The organism is Streptococcus cristatus AS 1.3089 (genome assembly GCF_000385925.1).
GTDB classification, from domain to species: domain Bacteria; phylum Bacillota; class Bacilli; order Lactobacillales; family Streptococcaceae; genus Streptococcus; species Streptococcus cristatus_B.
On sequence record NC_021175.1, the window covers coordinates 1261699 to 1280516 of the forward strand.

Sequence of the window (18818 nt, forward strand, 5' to 3'; positions counted from 1 at the left end):
TGCTCCTATCTTGCTTGTACACTGGCTTTTAAAATCATGTATTCCAGAGCATTTTGAAAAGACACATTGGCTCGCCACATCTTCTTTGCTTCTAAGAGATCTTCCAGTTTCTTACGACCTGCCTCGCTTCCAAGTTCCTTGGCCAGCAAGACCTCCAAGATTTTAAAGATCTGCTCCTGCTTATCCTTGTCCTCAGCCAGTTTAGCCAGCTTGGCCACTTGGAGATAAGCCTGATTCTCATTGGTCAGGGCAGCCTTGACAAAGCGCTGACTCTCATTGACCAGCTCAAAGAAAGACTTGTTGGACACCAACTGATCGGCCTCTTCCTGGGTCTGGCTATATGCAGCCAGCAACTCAGCCTGACTTTTGATTAAGCCAGCCTCTTCCAGCTGGTGCTGGAGAACATCCTGATTCTTCCGAAAGTGAAAAATCTGTGTTCGGCTCTTGATGGTGGGCAACATCAGATGCTCATCGGCTGTCAAAAGAAAGATGTAAATCTCACTCTGGGGCTCTTCGATGACCTTGAGGAGAGAATTAGCGGCATTGACATGCATCTTATCCGCATCACAGATGATAAAGACCTGTCTGTTGCCCTCCATACCGCTCTGGGAAAAACTTCTCACCAGCTCACGAATGCGCTCCGTTTTGATAATGCCATTCACCGGTCGGACAACTGTCACATCTGAGAAATCCTCGCTCTCAATCAAGCGACAAGCCCGACAAGTACCGCAAGGCCAAACTCCCTGACGATTCTCACAAAAGAGACTCTGGGATAAGGTCAAAGCCATGGCAAAACTGGAAAAATTCCCTGAAAATAAATAAGCATGATTGAGCCGTCCAGCTTCCAAAATTTGCTGAAAAGTTTCTGTAAGTTTAGGCTGAGCCTGACGTAAATCTTCTACTGTCATTTTTCTTTGATAAACCGTTCTTTGATAGCTGCCAAACTGTCGGCCACTACTTGCTCCAGCGGCTGACTAGCATCTATCTTGACGACACGTTCTGGTTCCTTTTCTAAAATAGTCAGATAGCCTTGACGCACGCGTTCATGCAGGTCGAGACCCTCCAGATCCAAACGATTGACCTCGCGATCCTTATTTCGAGCAATGCGAGCCAGACCTTCCTTGATATCAATATCGAAATAAAGGGTCAAATCTGGCTTGAGTCCATCAGTCGCAAACTGGTTGAGCCATTCCACATCGTCAACTGCCAAGCCCCGGCCATAGCCTTGATAAGCCACCGAGCTATCAATAAACCGATCTTGCAAGACCCATGTCCCTTGCTCTAGGGCAGGCAGAACTTTCTCCGCCAGATGCTGACGTCGGCTAGCAATATAAAGCAGCAACTCGGTCTTAGCATCCATGGCTGTGTGCCCCTTATCCAAAATTACCTCGCGGATTTTTTCAGAAATAACCACACCGCCAGGCTCTCTCGTTGTTAGCAACTCACAGCCCATCTCTTTCAACTGAGGAAGCAAAGCCTCTAAGACACTGGTCTTCCCAGCACCTTCTGGCCCTTCTAGCGATATAAAAATACCTTTTTTCATCGTTTTCCTTTTACATTCATTCTGCCAATGGATACAGAAATTCCTATTTTAGTCTATGCTTTATTGTACCAAAAATTATTCCAAAAGCCCATAGAAGAATTTCTCGAAAACTATTTCATATTATTTTCAAAAATGAAAACTTTTGATAAAATAGAGTCAGAAAATTCTTAGGAGAGTCTGATGTTTAAATTTAAAAATATACTGGCCATCATTCTGGGGGCTGGAATTTTTTCTTTTGGGATTCATTATTTAGTAATTCCTTTTCACTTATATGAGGGTGGAGCAACGGGGATCACCTTGATTGTCTACTACCTCTTCAAGATTCCTGTATCAACCACCAACTTGGTCATCAATATTCCACTCTTTATTCTCGCTTGGAAATTACTGGGAAATCGCACCCTTTATCTCAGCATTTTAGGCACCTTCTCTGTATCAGCCTGGCTTAAATTATTCGAGCTGCTACCTGCTTCCAAACACTTGCAAGACTATTTCTTTTCTGCCTTGGATGGCGACGTTTTGCTAGCCTGCCTTGGAACGGGAATCATTTTGGGAGTCGGATTAGGCATTATTTTTAATGCTGGGGGGACGACTGGTGGTACCGATATTGTAGCTCGTATCTTCAATAAATATACCAGCATCTCCATGGGACGACTCATGCTGACAGTGGACTTTATCGTGATCTCTCTGGTTCTTTTAGTCTTCAAAGATCTGCGCATGGTTTCTTATACGCTCATGTTTGTCTTTATCACTTCCCGTGTTATTGACTTGATTGCCGAGGGTGGCTTCGCGGGCAAAGGCTTCCTGATTGTCACCAGCAAACCAATAGAACTAGCTGAAGCCATCAATGAAAAACTTGGAAGAGGGGTTACCTATCTGCAAGGACAGGGCTTCTATAGTAAGCAAGATTTGCAAATCGTTTATTGCGTTGTCTCTCGTAACGAAATGCAGCAAATGAAGAAACTCATCAATGACATCGATCCATTTGCCTTTACAACCATTACAGAAGCCCATGAAATCTTGGGAGAAGGCTTTACCTTAGACTCTAATAAACAGCCTATCGTCAAATAGAGTTATCATACACAAAAAGAGTGTGGGACAGAAGTCCGACCTCAATATAAAAAGCGAACAAAACTAGTTTTCTGGTAATCAGAATTGTGTCTTGTTCGCTTTTTTGTCTAATCTATCGATTTTAAAAATTTATAATAAAGAATTCCTAAAATCAAAATCTTTTTGTCCCAGCCTCCTCAATTGTCTTTGGATTGTCGAGCAAGACGCAGTGGTTGAGTGGACTCTACTAGGCTGATTTCATCAGTTTTTACAGCCCTACTCAACTATGCGGAGGTGGGACGACGATATCGAATTCTAACGAATTACCGATTTCTGTCACACTCTCTTTTTTAGTCTAAGTTATTCAATAATTGAATGAGGGTTTCAGCTGAGCGCTTACCTGCTTCTAGGATAAATTCATCAAAAGTGATATTGGCATCATGGCTGGCTGTATCGCTCATCGCACGAATGACCATAAAAGGCAAGCCAAGAGAATGCGCGGCTTGAGCAATGGCTGCTCCCTCCATCTCGACTGCCAAAACATCAGGAAAATGAGCTTTAATTTGGTCAATCTTGTCCTGTCCAGCGATAAAGCTATCTCCCGTCGCAATCAAGCCGACTCGGCTCGTCTGCTGGGTCTTTTCCAGCACTGCTTTCATCTCCTCAACTAAGTAGCGACTGGCTTCATAGTAGAGGGGTTGCCGTGCCATTTGACCATAGTCATAGCCAAAAGCTGTCACATCCACATCATGGTAGACCAAACGATCTGCCACCACTACATCTCCAATTTCTAGACCTGGAGCCACTGCTCCAGCGGAACCTGTATTGATGACCGCCGTCACCTCAAAGTCATTGGCTAAGACAGCCACACTCATGGCTGACATGACTTTGCCGATTCCACTTTCCACCAGGACAACCTCATGATGGCCAATTCGACCAGTATAGTAAACATGCCCTAGGCGCTGGTGTTTTTCAGCCATTTCCAGATGCTCTACCAGCAGCTTCAACTCCTCAGGCATAGCCGCGATAATTCCGATTTTCATGATTTATTCTTTCCTTTTACATTAAAAAGAGGGAGAGGAAGCAGAGTTTCATCTTCTCGTCTCCCTTACTCCCCTCTTTATCATAGCCAGATAATGGCCGCAATTAGTCCAATCAAGAGAAGCACAATCCAGAATAGGATTTTGTTTAATTTAGCCTGAAAAATACTTCGTTTTTGATTTTCGATTCGACGACTTTTGATAACTGTCGGTTCAACTTCAATCTGCAGAGTGTCCTGAGTGACAGCTTGCCGTGGAGCAGCATAGCCGAAAGTTCCTTTTCTAGCAATAGAAATGACCTTAGTTTCTTCATCGTCCATCAGCAAGGGACCATCGATATGTTCTCCACGATTGGCCCGCTCAATGATTTCATCTGTTAATAAAGCTTTTCCCATTGATCTACGTTCCTATTTATTCAGATTTTTTTTGTTGCCAGTACTGAAGAGCCATGATGGTCTTGGCATCGCAGATGTCACCGTTTTGCAGCAACTGCTCCGCCTCCTCCAGACTGACCTCAAAAAGTTCCAATGTTTCATCCTCGTCTTGGGGACGAGGGTTTTCGACCTTTGTCAAATGGCTAGCGCTGTAGAGTTTGATTTTCTCATTGCAAAAACCGATGGCAGAGTAAAAATCATAAACCAGCTCCAACTGGCCAGTGTAGCCCGTCTCTTCTTCCAATTCGCGCAGGGCAGCTGCATGAGGATCTGCGTTCTCTCCTACTTCTAGCTTACCAGCTGGAATCTCATAAGAAGTCGCTTCAATGGCCTTGCGGTACTGCTTGACCAAAATCATTTTGTTTTCCGAGGTGATGGCAATCACAGCCACCGCGCCATTATGGAAAATCAAATCTCGTTGAGCTTGACCCTTACCATCTGGCAGTTCCACCTGATCCTGAACCACTTTGAAAATCGGTCCTTGATAAATCTCCGTCCGTTGGACGGTTTTTTCTTCAAATTCCATGACTACACCTACTTATTTTGAGGGTGATGAGGGAGACGCTTGGCGTATTCTGCCATGTTGGTCTGGCGACCACGTCCTAGAGCGATAGCATCTGCTGGAACACTCTTGGTAATAGTCGAGCCTGCACCAACCAAGGAATTGTCACCCAACTCTACTGGAGCAACGATAGTTGAGTTAGAGCCGACAAAAACATTATTCCCAATCAGCGTCTTATACTTATTCTGACCATCGTAATTGGCCGTAATTGTACCAGCCCCAATATTGACATTGGCTCCCAGCTCAGCGTTGCCAAGATAAGCTAAATGGCCAGCTTTAGTGTTTTCACCTAGCGAAGACGCCTTGACTTCAACGAAATTACCGACATGGACATCCTTGGCCAGACTAGAACCTGGACGGATATGAGCATATGGCCCGACCGTCACGCCATCTGCCAAGCTAGACTCTTCAATCATCGAGTTTGTAATGACCGCTCGCTGACCAATTTCTGAGTCTACAATATAAGTCCCATTGGTCAGAATAGTCTCCGCCCCAATCTTGGTTTGACCCTTCAGAGTCACATTGGCTTCGATTTGAACTTCAGGCGCGATTTCTACATCAATATCTATATAAGTCGCATCTGGATTGACAAAGCTGACACCGTTAATCATGTGCTGCTGGTTAATCCGGCGACGCATAATGCTTTCAGCTGTCGCCAAAGCCACGCGGTCGTTGACACCGAGACTTTCGTCAAAATCTTTCAGCGTATAAGCACCGACTTTTTCTCCATTTTCACGGAAAATGCCAATCACATCTGTGATATAGTATTCCCCCTGAGCATTGTTGGTATTGATATTTTTGAGTGCCTCAAAGAGACGGGCATTGTCAAAGACATAAGTCCCCGTATTGATTTCCTTGATTTGCTGCTCAAAATCTGAAGCATCTTTTTGTTCAACAATTTTGATGACTTCTCCATGCTGATTGCGCACGATCCGGCCATAGCCAAAAGGATTATCTGCTTCTGCTGTCAGGATTGTCGCAACATTCTTGTGATTGATATGAAAGTCAATCAGATTTTTCAGACTTTCTCCCGTAATCAGTGGGGTGTCGCCAGCAATGACCAAGGTTTGACCAGTTAGATTTTCCAAAACAGGCTCTGCCATCATAACCGCGTGCCCCGTTCCCAGCTGCTCGGTCTGACGGACAAACTCGGTCTGACCAGCCAAGACTTGCTCGACCAGCCCCGCCTTATGCCCAATAACAGTAACAGTCTTCTCAGGCTCAATCGCACTGACACTGCGGAAAACGTGCTCTAGCATGGAAATTCCTGCCACCTTGTGCAAGACCTTTGGTAAATCTGATTTCATGCGAGTACCCTTACCCGCAGCCAAAATAACGGCATAATTTGACATAAATGAACTCTTTTCTCTAAGATATTACCCTTATTATACCACTAAAAGAGAATTTTTTAAAATGCAAATTGCAGAAGCAGAAACTAGCGCTTAGTAAACAAACTTCAAGCCATTGATCGAAGCACTGTCCTAATCCGCAATCTACTCCATCCAGATCAATTTTTTAACGCCTTTTTGCGAGTTTAAAAATGATTTTTTCGTTCGTTTATATTGCTTTTGATAGCAGCGAATGACCAGCAAATTGTTCTCCTTAAACACTATAGGTCTATCGCTCCTATTGTCAAAATTTTGGCAGCGATTATACACTTAAAATTGATATTCAAAAAAATATTTGCTATAATGACCTAAGGACAAATGTTCGCTCCTACCTTATGAAGTGCAGAAAACTCTATAAATCTGCTGGGACAATACTATTGTGACCCATTTTGTGATGATACAATCCAAGGATTGTAAGCTCTACTTTCTAGTTTTCTTGTTTTTACCTGACCAATTATATATTTAAAGTTTTGAGGAGGTCTTGGTTATGCTTTTTACTAAAAATCGCAAGAAGAGAGATGAATACTACCAACAGATTGATAGGATCTATAATAACGATAGTATCATCATTAGCTCAAAGTTACGGGAAGAGCTCCTAACTAGTGCCAAAGGGCTACAAAAGGGGGACCAAATCAGTTATTTGGCATTTAAGTTGTATCCTTTTGTGTGTGACGAGGTGCTCAAGAATAAGTCCGATGAATTAATCTCATTTAAAAAATATCTTGAAAAAACAAGATGGAAATATTATTGGGGAAGTGTCGTTAGGGCATAAGTTGCAACTGGCACTTTTGAAAGCATTCAAGATGAATACGCAAATCATCTTCCAATATGATAAGACGATAAAAACTCATAGAATCTCCTAGTGGAGCTGGTGGTCTAGTGACTTACAGCTTACACTAGTTGAGGCTCTGTGAGTTTTTTTGCATGATATTTACAAGCTAGGCATAAAAAAGAGGCTAGGACTCTTTTGTCCCAACCTCCTGAATATAGGTACTGTTAGCTCACTAAAATGTGCTAAAGTCCCCTATAATTTGCTTTGTGACCAGCTGCAATCTAAGCTCTCACAGAGATAAACGGTGAACCTTCTGTATTATCTTCAGGCGCTCCACTCTTTGAACCAAAGATATAATCCACTGAGTACCAACCGTTATTATTCGCATTATAAGGATCATAGACCTGTGTTTGACCATTTTGATAGCCCTTCAAGACTATCTCATGGGTAACAAAATGGCTGGCAAAGACACTGCTACCAACGGCCGCCATGACATGATGGCCTGCTGCCAAAGCTTCTTTAAGCGCTGCTGATGAATGCAAGACGTCTGTTGTCAGTCCCCAGTTCTGCGCCCCTTGGACAATACCCTTACTTGATGTTCCAAATAGACCATTTTTGTTAAAGGAGTCTGTATGATGATAAAGGAAGTCCGCTACGGTTGTTGGTAAAACAGTTTGACCTGTAATACCAGAAATAGTCATTGCTAATGTAGTAGGAACACAGCCAGAAGCTGCTAAATTATATTTCCCATAATATAAACCAGCCCATCTAGGATCACGTTGTGAATAATATGGTGTGTCATAAACTCCTCTGTTGACTGTTGTAGTCGTTCCACCAACGCCTACCAAACTACCATCATTTTGAACATAGTAGAGATGAATATTGTATTCGCCCGTAGAATATTTATGGCTAGAGGTGCGTACCAAGGCCTTATAACTACCATCAGCTTGCCTTTGAGCCCGATACCAAACAATGTCATCCTGACCATTGACACTTGACCAAGTCGGCAGGCTGACTTCCTTGACTCCTTTTGGACTATAAACATTCGTTACTACAACTTCGAATGTGCCTAATCTAGGATTATTATTTTTAATGGTGATTTGACCCGTTGGTTTAATGTACTCTGAAGCTACATTCGCTGTTGTCTTCGTGCCTCCAACTCCGACCATACGGCCGTCATTCTGAACATAGTAGAGGTGGATATTATATTCGCCTGTAGAATACTTGTGGTCACGTAGATTGACCTGTGCCTTGTAAGTACCATCGGATTGCTTGACTGCGGTGTACCAAATAATGTCGTCCTGACCATTAGCACTTGACCAGGTTGGCAATTTGACTTCCTTGACACCATAAGCATTCTCAACCTCAGAAACCACCACTTCAAAAGTACCTGTCTGTTGATTATTATTCTGGATAGTCAACTTACCTTTGGGAGTTCCTAGAGATACGGTCGTCTTGGTTCCTCCAACTCCGACCAACTGACCATTATTCCCTACATAATAGAGATGGACATTGTACTCACCTGTAGAATATTTATGGTCACTCGCCTTGATATTCATCTTGTAGGTACCATCAGACTGCTTGGCAGCTCGATACCAGATAATATCATCTCCACCATTGACGCTAGACCAAGTTGGCAGAAGCACTTCACGAACTCCCTCTGGACTACTCACCCCGCTCACGACAACATCAAAACTACCTGTTGTTGGATTGTTATTAGCAATCGCGAGAGTTCCCTTTGGTTTAGCAACAGAAACAGTGGTTGTTGTACCACTAACCCCAATCATCTGACCATTATCTTGAAGGTAGTAAAGGTGGATATGATACTCACCAGTGGACATCTTATGGTTGCGGGCTTGAATGCTAGCCCTGTAGGTACCATCGGACTGCTTGGTCGCTGTGTACCAAATAAGGTCATCTCCACCCTTATCACTAGACCAAATCGGCAGATGTACACTCTTGACGCCAAAAGGACTGACAACACCAGACACAACAACATCGAAGCTGCCCGTATCCGGGTTATTGTTCTCAATTTTCAAAGTTCCTTTAGGCTTAGCTGCTAAACTGAACTGGGTGCCTGCTACACCGACTAGTTGGCCGTCATCTTGGACATAGTAAAGGTGAACAGTGTAATCTCCCAAAGAATATTTGTGATCGCGAGCCTGGATGCGAGCTCGATAGGTGCCATCAGTCTGCTTGATTGCTGTATGCCAGACTAGGTCATCTTGACCTTTATCGTTAGACCAAGTCGGCAGCTTGATTTCCTTAACACCAAAAGGATTGGAAACGTTAGAGACAACGACATCAAAGCTACCAGTAGCTGGATCGTTGTTTTCAATTTTCAAGGTTCCTTTAGGTCGAGATAGGCTAACTGTTGTTCGAGTGCCACCTACACCAACCAGCTGACCATCATATTGAATATAGTAGAGATGGACATTGTATTCGCCTATTGATTTCTTATGATTTACTGCTTTGACAGTTGCTCGATAAGTACCATCCGCCTGTTTGACTGCTGTGTACCAGATCAGGTCATCACCACCTTTGTCGCTGGACCAAGTTGGTAACTTGACTTCCTTGACGCCATAAGGACTGGAAACACCAGAAACAACAACATCGAAACTACCTGTATCTGGATTATTGTTTTCAATTTTCAGCGTTCCTTTAGGCTGAGCCTTAGAAACTGTGGTCGTTGTACCACCTACACCGACCAACTGGCCATTATCCTGAACATAATAGAGATGGATATTGTACTCACCTAGAGAGTTCTTGTGGTGAGAAGCTTTGACTGTGACAGTGTAGTTGCCATTGGTCTGGCGCTGCGCCTCGTACCAGACTAGATCGTCTTGACCATTGACACTAGACCAAACAGGAACAACAACTTTTTTCACACCATAAGGATTAGAAACTCCTGAGACAACAACATCGAAACTGCCTGTGTCTGGATTATTATTTACAATATCAATTTTTCCTTGTGGTTTGCCGATGGTAACAGTTGTTTTTGTACCGCCTACACCGACCAACTGATTATCTTCCAATAGATAATAGAGGTGGATATTGTACTCACCTGTGGACATCTTATGGTCACGAGCTGTAACACTAATTTTATAGGTGCCATCCACTTGTCGTTTAGCATCGTACCAGATAATATCATCCTGACCATTCACGCTGGACCAAGTTGGTAGGGCGACTTTTTTGATAGGCTTAGGGGATGAGATATTGGTTACATGCACATCGAAGGTACCAGCATTTGGATCGACATTTGTAATATTGATAGTGCCTTGAGGCTTGTCATCAACTGCACGAGAAACTCTCGCTTTTGGCTCAGATGCTCCCCTTGCTTCTGTCTCTTGTGGCTTATCAGAAGCAGCTGTCGCAGATCTAAATGAGGCTCTCCCTGAAGAAATGTTTTCAGAAGAGACTGATGCTAAATCATTCTTAGGCTGTTCAAGCGACGAGTTACCATCCTTTTCAGAGGAAGTTGAAGCGACTGTTTTATCTTTACCTAAAGAAATCTCCTGTGTACTGCTATCTTTCTTTGTCTCAGAATCTACTTCTGAAGGCTTGCTAGCTAGATCCGCCTGTTTGCCAGCATCTCGATTAGTCACAGCAACTGAGGGCTCCGTCTGCTGCCTATCATTTACTGCTTGATTTATCTCGTCAGCAAAAACACTATTAGCACTGGCTGCTAATAAAATAGCTGTACTAGCTAAATAAACTAATCCTTTTGTTTTCATACGCTTTCTCCATCCTTTTTAGAGTTGCACACCTTTATTGTAGCATAATATAGCAATTATTACAAATTGGTAACAAATTTGTCTCGTTTAATCCGAAACTGATTTGAAACCTATTCTTTCTCTTATTTCATTCGTAAACAAAAATAAAAAAGAGCTGGGACAGACCAAAAAATGATTCATTTTTTGGTCTTATTCCCAACCTCTTCCTGTTTAATGCTCTGTGATGTATTTATAAACTTCTTGGCCTGCGACTGCTCCGTCTCCAACTGCTGTGGTGATTTGACGCAGGTCTTTCTGACGGACATCACCAATGGCATAAATGCCGTCAATAGCCGTTTTCATATGTTGATCTGTGACAATCCAGCCAGCTTCATCGCAAATCCCTAAGTCTTTGACAAAGTCGCTAACAGGATCTAGGCCGACATAAACAAAGACGCCGCCAAAGTCTGACTCGCTGCTTTGCCCCGTTTTGACATTTTCAAAAACCACACTGGTTACCCTGCGGTCGTCTCCTTTGATTTCTTTTACGACGGAATCCCAAATAAAGCTGATTTTTTCATTGGCAAAGGCCCGCTCCTGCAAGAGCTGCTGCGCCCGCAGTTGGTCACGACGGTGAACAATGGTCACAGACTTTGCAAAGCGCGTAAGGAAAATTGCTTCTTCAACGGCAGAATCGCCGCCTCCGACCACTAAGAGATCTTCATCACGGAAAAAAGCACCATCGCAGACCGCACAGTAGGAAACACCGCGGCTATTGTATTCTTCCTCGCCAGGAACTCCTAGATGACGATGGTTGGCACCAGAAGCCAAAACCACTGTCTTGGTCTCAAAGACTTCATCCTCAGTAATGATTTTCTTATAGTCGCCATGGTCTTCAATCTTTTCAACCTGACCAAATAGATGCTCTACACCTAGATTTTCTAAGGGTTCAAACATTTTCTCAGCCAGCTCTGGTCCGCTGATACGGGCATACCCGGGATAATTTTCAATCTCCGCAGTATTATTCATCTGGCCGCCGTAAATACCGCGTTCAAGCAGGGCCACTTTAAGATTACTTCTAGCTGCATAGAGGGCTGCTGTCATTCCCGCAGGACCAGCTCCAATAATCATTGTATCGTACATCATCTTTTTCCTTTCTCTTTGTTGTAACTACTGTTATTCTAACAAACTAACTAATCTTTTACAAGTATTTAAGCTTTAAGAACAACCAGTAAGCCAAAAATCGCAAAAGACAAGATTGGAATCGTCATAATTGTAATCAAAAGAAGATCGTAAATTTGGCTTTGGCCTACCGCAAGAGTTCGATCCTTGCGACCGAGTCTCTGCAATAAAAGCCACAAGCCATCGGTAAGGCCTACCAGAATCGTCGTATAGATGAGACTTTGGATATAGAGAGAAAAAATCTTAATTAACATGTCAGCTCCTCAATAATCAGTTGCCTTAAAAAGGTTTTAGTCGAAAACAAACCCAGCTGGTCTAGCCAACTGAGCTTTCACTTTTTCTATTATATCAAATATAAGTCCGTTTGTAACTAGCAAAGAATTCTTTGGTTCTAGCTTCCTTGGGATGATTGATGATCTCCTCTGGACTGCCTGACTCGATAATATGCCCCTTATCCAAGAAAAGCACCCGATCTGCCACTTGGGAAACAAAAGATATATCATGGCTGACCAGAATCATGGTTTGTCCTGCTTTGGCAGCGTCAGCAATGGATTTCTCTACCTCACCGACTAGCTCTGGGTCAAGGGCTGAGGTCGGCTCATCCAGCAAGAGAACATCTGGCTTCATGGCCAAGGCCCGTGCCAAAGCCACCCGCTGTTTTTGACCGCCTGATAAATGCTTGGGATAATGATTCTCACGGTCAGACAGGCCAACCTTTGCCAACTCTTCCTTGGCGATTTTAGTCGCTTCTTGGTCAGACAAGTTCTTAACTACCAGCAGACCTTCCTTGACATTTTCCAGAGCCGTTCGACGGGAAAATAAATTAAACTGTTGGAAAACCATGGCCAATTTTCGACGCAGCGTCAAGATTTCATCTGGTGAAATAGTTGAAAAATCCACCTTGAAGTTATCAATTTCAATCCTTCCGCTGTCTGGCTGTTCCAGATAGTTGAGGCTGCGCAGGAAAGTTGATTTACCAGCACCTGAGGAGCCTATTAGAGCAATGACTTCGCCTTTTTGAATTTCCAAACTTAGATTATCCAAGACCTTTTGGCCAGAAAATTCCTTACTTAACTGGGAAATTTTAATCATCAAATCCTACCTCCTTGCGCTTGCTCCATTTTTTCCAGATTGGCTGGCGCCTTGATATCCATAGCCTTTTCAATCGCACGACCGATTTGCTCAATCACGATATTGACAATCCAGTAAATAATCGAAACGGAAATGAAGCGCTCAAAATAACGATAATCCGAACCACCGATAGCCTGAGCCTTGGCAAAGACTTCTACCACACCTGCACTAAAGGCCAGAGAAGTTCCCTTGGTCAAGCCGATGAGGGAGTTAATCAGAGTCGGTGTTGCCACAACTGCTGCATTAGGAATGATGACCCGCAGATAGACTTGGCGATTGGTCATTCCCAGACTGCGAGCTGCTTCAATCTCACCCGGATCCACCGAAAGAATGGCTGCCCGAATCGTCTCGCTGGCATAGGCCGCTTCATTGAAGGCAAAGGCGATAATGGCAAAGACTGAGGCAGGGATGGCATTGATATTAAAGGCCGTCCCATATTTTTGATTGATAGCTTTCAGCAGGAGTGGAATCCCAAAATAAGTCAACATGAGCTGAACTAAAAGGGGCGTCCCACGGAGGAAGCTCACAAAGACAGACTGAATAGGATACAGAATTCTCGTGCGGTTAATCTTGACTACTGCAAAAATCATGGCCAAGATGATGCCAAAAAATGCCCCACCCAGCGTCAACAAAAGTGTGACAGGCAAGGTTTTCAGAATCGCTGGAATGGCATCAAAAACAGCCCGTAGACTAAACAGTTTGCCATCTGGAAGGAGCTTCAAGAGCTCTTCATACCAGTTTGCAGCTAGGATGTAAGTTGTAAACATTTCAATTACTTCTCTTTCTCGATAATGCATTATTCTATCATAATTTGGCCCAGATGAAAACTATTTGGCATCAAGAATAGCCAATCTCTGAATCTCTGGTAGGTAGCTGGTAAATGACAATAAAATAGACCAGTAATCCTAGTCTATCATAGTTTCACTGGTCTTTAAAATATAATTTTTCTATATCGTCCATAGAAAGAATTTATGGCTAAAAAGTCTGGCGCTTAGCCTTGCGTTCTGCCCGACCACGTGCGCGGTTCTCGGCCCGCTTGGTCTTGCGGCGTTTTTCATTAACTGCCCACTGAATTTTCTTCTTATAGCCTGGTTTGATTTTTTTCTTTTTCTTCTTGACCAGACCAATCATTTCTGTGTCCAGCTTTTCCTTGGTCTTCTCCCGATTGGCACGGCGATCCCGGTCGTAGGTATCTTGAAATTCGCCATTTTTGATCATCTTAGGAGTAAACTTGATGCCCAGCTTTTCCAACTCACGAATATCTGAGTCGTCACTCGGTTGATAGAGGGTAATGGCTGTGCCGGGAAGGCCATTTCGTCCCGTCCGACCAACCCGGTGGACAAAGAAAGACAAATCCTGCGGAATCGCATCATTGATGACATGGCTGACACCCTCGATGTCAATCCCCCGAGCCGCCAAGTCTGTTGCTACGATGTATTCAAAATCCAGATTCTTGACCTGATTCATGATACGCTTGCGCTCCCGCGGCGGGATATCACCGTGAATCTTAGCCACTTTTAGCCCTTGCGCAGTCAGATAGGCCTGCAATTCATCCGCCCGAGTCTTGGTATTGACAAAAATCATCGCCAGATAAGGCTGGAGGAGCTGACTAATCTCATAAATCTGGGCATTTTTATCCCGCCCCTTGGTTGACAGGAGCCAATTATCAATGGTATCAGCAATCACTGTCTTGGTCTTAATCTGCTCCATGACTGGATTAGACAGGTATTTTTTCAAGAAAGGCTGGAGCTTTTGCGGAATGGTAGCCGAGAAGACTAAAAACTGCAAGTCTTTAGGCAAGCGAGCCGCAATCCGGTCTACCGTCTCCAAAAAGCCCATATCAAGCGTCATATCAGCCTCGTCCACGACAAAGGTATGAGCCTTGTGGATAGCCAAATCACCTGACTCAACCAAATCGTAAATCCGCCCCGGCGTTCCAATGACGATATGGGGCTGGCTGGACTCTAGCTTGCCAATCTGACGAGCCTTGTCAGTTCCGCCGACATAGTTGGCCACCCGAATCTCTTGCTCAGAAAAGCTAGCTAGCTGACGGGCAGCCTGATAGATCTGGGTTGCTAATTCTCGGCTGGGTGCTGTAATCACTGCTTGGACACTGTCAGCCTCTTCGTCCAGCTCTTGGAAGATAGGCAGCAAGAAGGTATGCGTCTTGCCTGATCCTGTTTTGGACTCCCCGACCAAGTCTCGGCCAGACAACACCACTGGAATCAGCTTTTCTTGAACCTCTGTCGCCTCCACAAAGTTTAGGTCCTTAAGGGCTTCCTGGATATAATCTTTAAAGTTAAATTCTGTAAATTTCATTTTTTCCTCTGTTTACTCTTAATCTTATCTATTATACCAGAAAAATATCTTTTCTGCTCGGCTCAGGACAGGAAAAGGCGGGCTTACACCCACCTTCATATCACAAATATAGAATGGCCAAAGTCAGCAAGCTAGCTAAGAGACCTACGCCCCAAAAGAAGAAGTCAACCTTCCATTCGCTCCAAGGCTGGCCATGCCCAGAAAAGCCACCCAGTTCAAAGTGGTGATGGACTGGCGTCATACGGAAAATCCGCTTGCCACCCGTCAACTTGAAATAAGTCACCTGCATCATAACAGAAGTCGTTTCAAAGACATAGACGATTCCGATGAGGAGCAAGGTCCACTCTTGGTGCAAGGCAATGGAGAGGGCTGCGAGCATACCGCCCAAGGCAAGACTCCCCACGTCCCCCATAAAGATTTTAGCTGGCTTATGGTTAAAGACAAAGAAGCCTAGCAAACCACCAATCATGCTGATAATGACAATCAGAAGGTCAAAGCGCTTCTGCTCCAGAGCAATGACCCCGTAAGCCACCAAGCTAATCGCAACGGAGATACTAGCCAAGCCATCAATTCCATCGGTCAGATTGACAGCGTTGGAGAAACCAACCAGCCAAAAGAGGACGAAGAAAATATAGAGGAAGCCTAGCTGCACTGGAATCGTAAAGACATTGAGAGAGTCTCCTGCCCCGTGCTGATTGTAGAAGAAATAAAAGATAACTCCCCCTACCAGCTGCAGAGCTAGTTTCTGTTTAGGATTCAGTCCTTCGTTAATCTTACGGAAGACCTTGAGGAAATCATCCAAAAAGCCAACAATGCCGTAGAGAACCAAGATAAAGAGAATCATAACCAAGCCGTTGGACAGCTGTTGGGAAAGCAAAGCTGTCACAAAACTAGCCAAAACAGAAGCAACCAGAAAGACGGTTCCCCCCATCGTCGGCGTTCCAGCCTTAGCCTGATGCTGCTTGACATCCTCATGCATCTGCTGACCTGATATATGAGCCTTGTGATAAAAACGGATAAAGGCAGGAATCCCAACAATCGTTAGGATAAAGGTCAGAATTCCTGCAATAATTGCTGTTAACATGCTAGTCTCCCAATGTAACGGTTATTTTTTTCAATTTTTTCAGGTCTGTATTGACCTTCTCCTTCTGCTTGACAACCTTTGAGCCTTTGCCTTTAAAATTGACTTCCAGCCCTTGCCATTCAGCAAATTGCTCCACATTTTCCTTGGTCCAGCCATACATATCCGGCAAATCTTCAAAGTTATCACTTAAAATCAAAATCTGTTGATTGGCTTTCAGTTCTTGGCCTTCTTTTACAGAAACCTTCTTGATTTCACTGCCTGTTCCTAAGATGACTGGCTGTACCAGATTGCGGCGAAGCTCGTCAGCCAAGCCTCCTGGGCTGATTTGATTTTTCAGCTTCAGTTGCTTGGTCAAACCATCGATAGATGGCATTTTATAGGTTGTTTCTTTTTCAACCAATTCCAAAGCAGGACTATCTCCAGTCAGATTTAAACTGTCTTTAAGCGCCACAGCTTCTTCCAAGACTGGATTGACAACTTCCTGCCAGAAAAGAGGGGAGAATTTCTCTTCGGGCTGCTGAACAGTGACATACATAATGAAATCTGGACTTTCTGCCGGCGTCATGGCTACTACGGAGTAAATGTTATTATTCTCCCCTTCCAAATAGCCCTTATCTGTCGCAATTTGGGCTGTTCCGGATTTTACGGCCACATCTTGCCCAGCAACTTGGATAACCGGCTCACCACCGATATTCAGGGTTCCATAGTAAGGAACGGTTCCGACCTGAATCATATAATTTCGAGTCGTTTTCGCTGCTTTTTCTGAAACTGGATGACCGACAATTTCTGGCTGAGATTTACGAGCGCTACCCGTTTTTGAGTCATAGATGGCAGAGATAAATTTCGGCTCTAACATGACACCATCATTTGACACAGCTGAAAAGGCACGTAGCATCTGTACTTGGGTTACCCCAATCCCTTGTCCAAAGGAACTCATGGCAATGGTTACAGCATTATCTGCCGGCAGGGCACCATATTCTTCATAGCCCATCCCAAAACGAGTCGGTAAGCCAAATTTGAACTTCGATAGATAATCGATCCACTTGGCATTGCCCATATCCTGCTCAATGCGTGTCATACCAACGTTACTTGAGAAAATAAAGCCTTGAGCATAGGTCAGGACTTGTCCTGTTGATAACCCCATGTTCACATCCCAGTCACGAATAGTAGCATCTGCGACCTTATATTCTGAGTTATCGTATGTTCCGGTTGGGTTAAAGGACCCATTATCAATCGCTGAAGCCAGAGTCATAACTTTCATCGTTGAACCAGGCTCATACTGTGTCTGATAGAGGAGGGTATTCCAAGTTTTCAAATGCTCAGCATTCAATCCATCTTTGGTATCCGCATTATAAGTCGGACGCTGGGTCGTTGCTAAAATTTCACCTGTCTTAGCACTGACCAAAGTCGCACTGACAAATTTACCCTTAGCTTTTTCTTGGAAGGCATCCATTCGCGTTTCCAAGTAGGTCTGCAGCTGGGCAGAAAGGGTTGTGTAAACATCTTTTCCATCCTCTGTCTTGACAGAAACTTCCTCTGAGCCTGGTATGATGTTCCCATTGCGGTCTTTTTCGTAAGTAACAATACCATTCTGACCACCCAAGATACGGTCTAGCGACTCCTCCATACCAGATTTCCCTACAAGCGTTTTATTGCCGTCCTTATCCTCTTGCATCTGAGCCTGACCGATGAATTGGGAAGCAAAGATTCCGTTATTGTAGCTACGGTTGGGGCTGGTTGTAAAGCCAATCCCCTCTATCTTCGCTTCCTCCATGGCCTGACGGATGGAACTCATGGTGCTGTAAGTAATCCCGTTTCCTTGAGAACCAAAAGATACCTGTTTTAAATCCTTTTGCGAAAGTTGTTGCTTAACATAATCCTTATCCATTTCCAGATATTGGTTGAAAATATCAGCCACCTTATCATACTGGGATTCCTCTACATAGAGGACTTTACCAGAGGCAGACTTATAATTCTTGTCAATGATAGCATAAACGTTATAGGTTGTCGCATCTTCCGCAATGGGTACACCATTTCGGTCATAGATGGTTCCCCGCTTGGCAGCAACGACGACTGTCTTCTGGTGCACTTGTTTAGCACCTTTTGACAAATTAACACCAAATTTCTGATCTGTTCCGATAATGGTCGCAAAATTAATCAAGAAAATGAAAAAAAGAAAGACTGCCAAGGCACTCATGCTTTTTCCAACTTTTCGTCGATTGTATTCCGGGTTTTGTCTATTTTTTAAAGCATATCGCTGAATTTTTTTAAAAAATCTATTACTCATTGGTTGTACTCACTGTCTTACGATTTCCCTTTTGGAGCTTCATATCCTGAGAGCTAGCCAGCTGGGATAGCCTTTCATAACGTGTCAATTCATTTACTTCTTGCTTGATATCATCCAGTTCAGCCTGCTCCGACTCAATCTGAGCGTTGATTTCAGTCAAATCATGGTTGACCTGCAGCAGCTTGGTCTGCATAAACACAATACTGACTGCAAGGATAATCGCTGTTAAAATAATGGAGCCATAGAAGGCTTTTTCGACTCGAGAAAATTTCCGAATCCGTTTTTGAATAGGGTGTTGCTTTCTTTCTGCCATGAA

General features: G+C 43.9%; 17 protein-coding genes. 2 read left to right on the top strand and 15 right to left on the bottom strand.

All coding sequences use genetic code 11. The features are described 5' to 3' along the window. Positions 1-5: 5 nt before the first annotated feature. Together I872_RS06285 and tmk are read right to left on the bottom strand one after the other, a co-directional pair. Positions 6-908 carry a DNA polymerase III subunit delta' gene (locus tag I872_RS06285; RefSeq protein WP_015605298.1) on the bottom strand — a complete coding sequence of 301 codons (903 nt, stop codon included), beginning with the start codon at positions 906-908 and terminating at the stop codon, positions 6-8. Next, positions 905-1543, bottom strand: coding sequence for a dTMP kinase (tmk, locus tag I872_RS06290; RefSeq protein WP_015605299.1), 639 nt, complete (start codon positions 1541-1543; stop codon positions 905-907). Before tmk ends, I872_RS06285 begins: the two co-directional genes overlap by 4 nt. A gap of 180 nt (positions 1544-1723) precedes the next feature. Between tmk and I872_RS06295 the strand changes: the two genes are divergently transcribed. Further along, entirely contained in the window at positions 1724-2611 is an 888-nt protein-coding gene (locus I872_RS06295; RefSeq protein WP_015605300.1) for a YitT family protein, read from the top strand. A 329-nt stretch (positions 2612-2940) separates the two neighbouring features. On the opposite strand, the gene I872_RS06300 is transcribed toward I872_RS06295, so the two are convergent. The 4 genes from I872_RS06300 to glmU form a co-directional block, all read right to left on the bottom strand. Then, positions 2941-3633 carry a 5'-methylthioadenosine/adenosylhomocysteine nucleosidase gene (locus tag I872_RS06300; protein ID WP_015605301.1) on the bottom strand — a complete coding sequence of 231 codons (693 nt, stop codon included), beginning with the start codon at positions 3631-3633 and terminating at the stop codon, positions 2941-2943. A gap of 80 nt (positions 3634-3713) precedes the next feature. Beyond that, positions 3714-4025, bottom strand: a complete 312-nt coding sequence (macP, locus tag I872_RS06305) for a cell wall synthase accessory phosphoprotein MacP (RefSeq protein WP_015605302.1) — start codon at positions 4023-4025, stop codon at positions 3714-3716. 16 nt (positions 4026-4041) lie between these two features. Then, positions 4042-4590, bottom strand: coding sequence for an NUDIX hydrolase (locus tag I872_RS06310; protein ID WP_015605303.1), 549 nt, complete (start codon positions 4588-4590; stop codon positions 4042-4044). An 8-nt stretch (positions 4591-4598) separates the two neighbouring features. After that, complete coding sequence (glmU, locus tag I872_RS06315) at positions 4599-5978, bottom strand: bifunctional UDP-N-acetylglucosamine diphosphorylase/glucosamine-1-phosphate N-acetyltransferase GlmU (RefSeq protein ID WP_015605304.1); 1380 nt, start codon at positions 5976-5978, stop codon at positions 4599-4601. A 523-nt stretch (positions 5979-6501) separates the two neighbouring features. Between glmU and I872_RS06320 the strand changes: the two genes are divergently transcribed. Next, positions 6502-6786 (top strand): bacteriocin immunity protein, encoded by a 285-nt coding sequence (locus I872_RS06320; protein ID WP_015605305.1) that lies wholly within the window; start codon positions 6502-6504, stop codon positions 6784-6786. Between the two features lie 281 nt (positions 6787-7067). Here the strand turns inward: I872_RS06320 and I872_RS06325 are convergent, their stop codons facing one another. From I872_RS06325 to ftsL, 9 genes are all read right to left on the bottom strand, one after another. Continuing rightward, on the bottom strand, positions 7068-10520 hold the full coding sequence (locus I872_RS06325) for a GBS Bsp-like repeat-containing protein (RefSeq protein ID WP_015605306.1): 3453 nt from the start codon (positions 10518-10520) through the stop codon (positions 7068-7070). A gap of 210 nt (positions 10521-10730) precedes the next feature. Then, on the bottom strand, positions 10731-11642 hold the full coding sequence (gene trxB / locus I872_RS06330) for a thioredoxin-disulfide reductase (RefSeq protein WP_015605307.1): 912 nt from the start codon (positions 11640-11642) through the stop codon (positions 10731-10733). 68 nt (positions 11643-11710) lie between these two features. Then, entirely contained in the window at positions 11711-11935 is a 225-nt protein-coding gene (locus I872_RS06335; RefSeq protein ID WP_015605308.1) for a DUF4059 family protein, read from the bottom strand. 94 nt (positions 11936-12029) lie between these two features. Then, positions 12030-12773: an amino acid ABC transporter ATP-binding protein gene (locus I872_RS06340; RefSeq protein ID WP_015605309.1), complete on the bottom strand. Its 744-nt coding sequence runs from the start codon at positions 12771-12773 to the stop codon at positions 12030-12032. Next, positions 12773-13579: an amino acid ABC transporter permease gene (locus I872_RS06345; RefSeq protein ID WP_015605310.1), complete on the bottom strand. Its 807-nt coding sequence runs from the start codon at positions 13577-13579 to the stop codon at positions 12773-12775. Before I872_RS06345 ends, I872_RS06340 begins: the two co-directional genes overlap by 1 nt. A 208-nt stretch (positions 13580-13787) precedes the next feature. Further along, a complete protein-coding gene (locus I872_RS06350; protein WP_015605311.1) occupies positions 13788-15131 on the bottom strand; it encodes a DEAD/DEAH box helicase in 1344 nt (447 codons plus the stop codon). 100 nt (positions 15132-15231) lie between these two features. Then, positions 15232-16215 (bottom strand): phospho-N-acetylmuramoyl-pentapeptide-transferase, encoded by a 984-nt coding sequence (gene mraY / locus I872_RS06355; RefSeq protein WP_015605312.1) that lies wholly within the window; start codon positions 16213-16215, stop codon positions 15232-15234. 1 nt (position 16216) lies between these two features. After that, complete coding sequence (gene pbp2x, locus I872_RS06360; protein WP_041826813.1) at positions 16217-18502, bottom strand: penicillin-binding protein PBP2X; 2286 nt, start codon at positions 18500-18502, stop codon at positions 16217-16219. After that, positions 18495-18815 (bottom strand): cell division protein FtsL, encoded by a 321-nt coding sequence (ftsL, locus tag I872_RS06365; protein WP_015605314.1) that lies wholly within the window; start codon positions 18813-18815, stop codon positions 18495-18497. Before ftsL ends, pbp2x begins: the two co-directional genes overlap by 8 nt. Positions 18816-18818 lie beyond the last annotated feature (3 nt).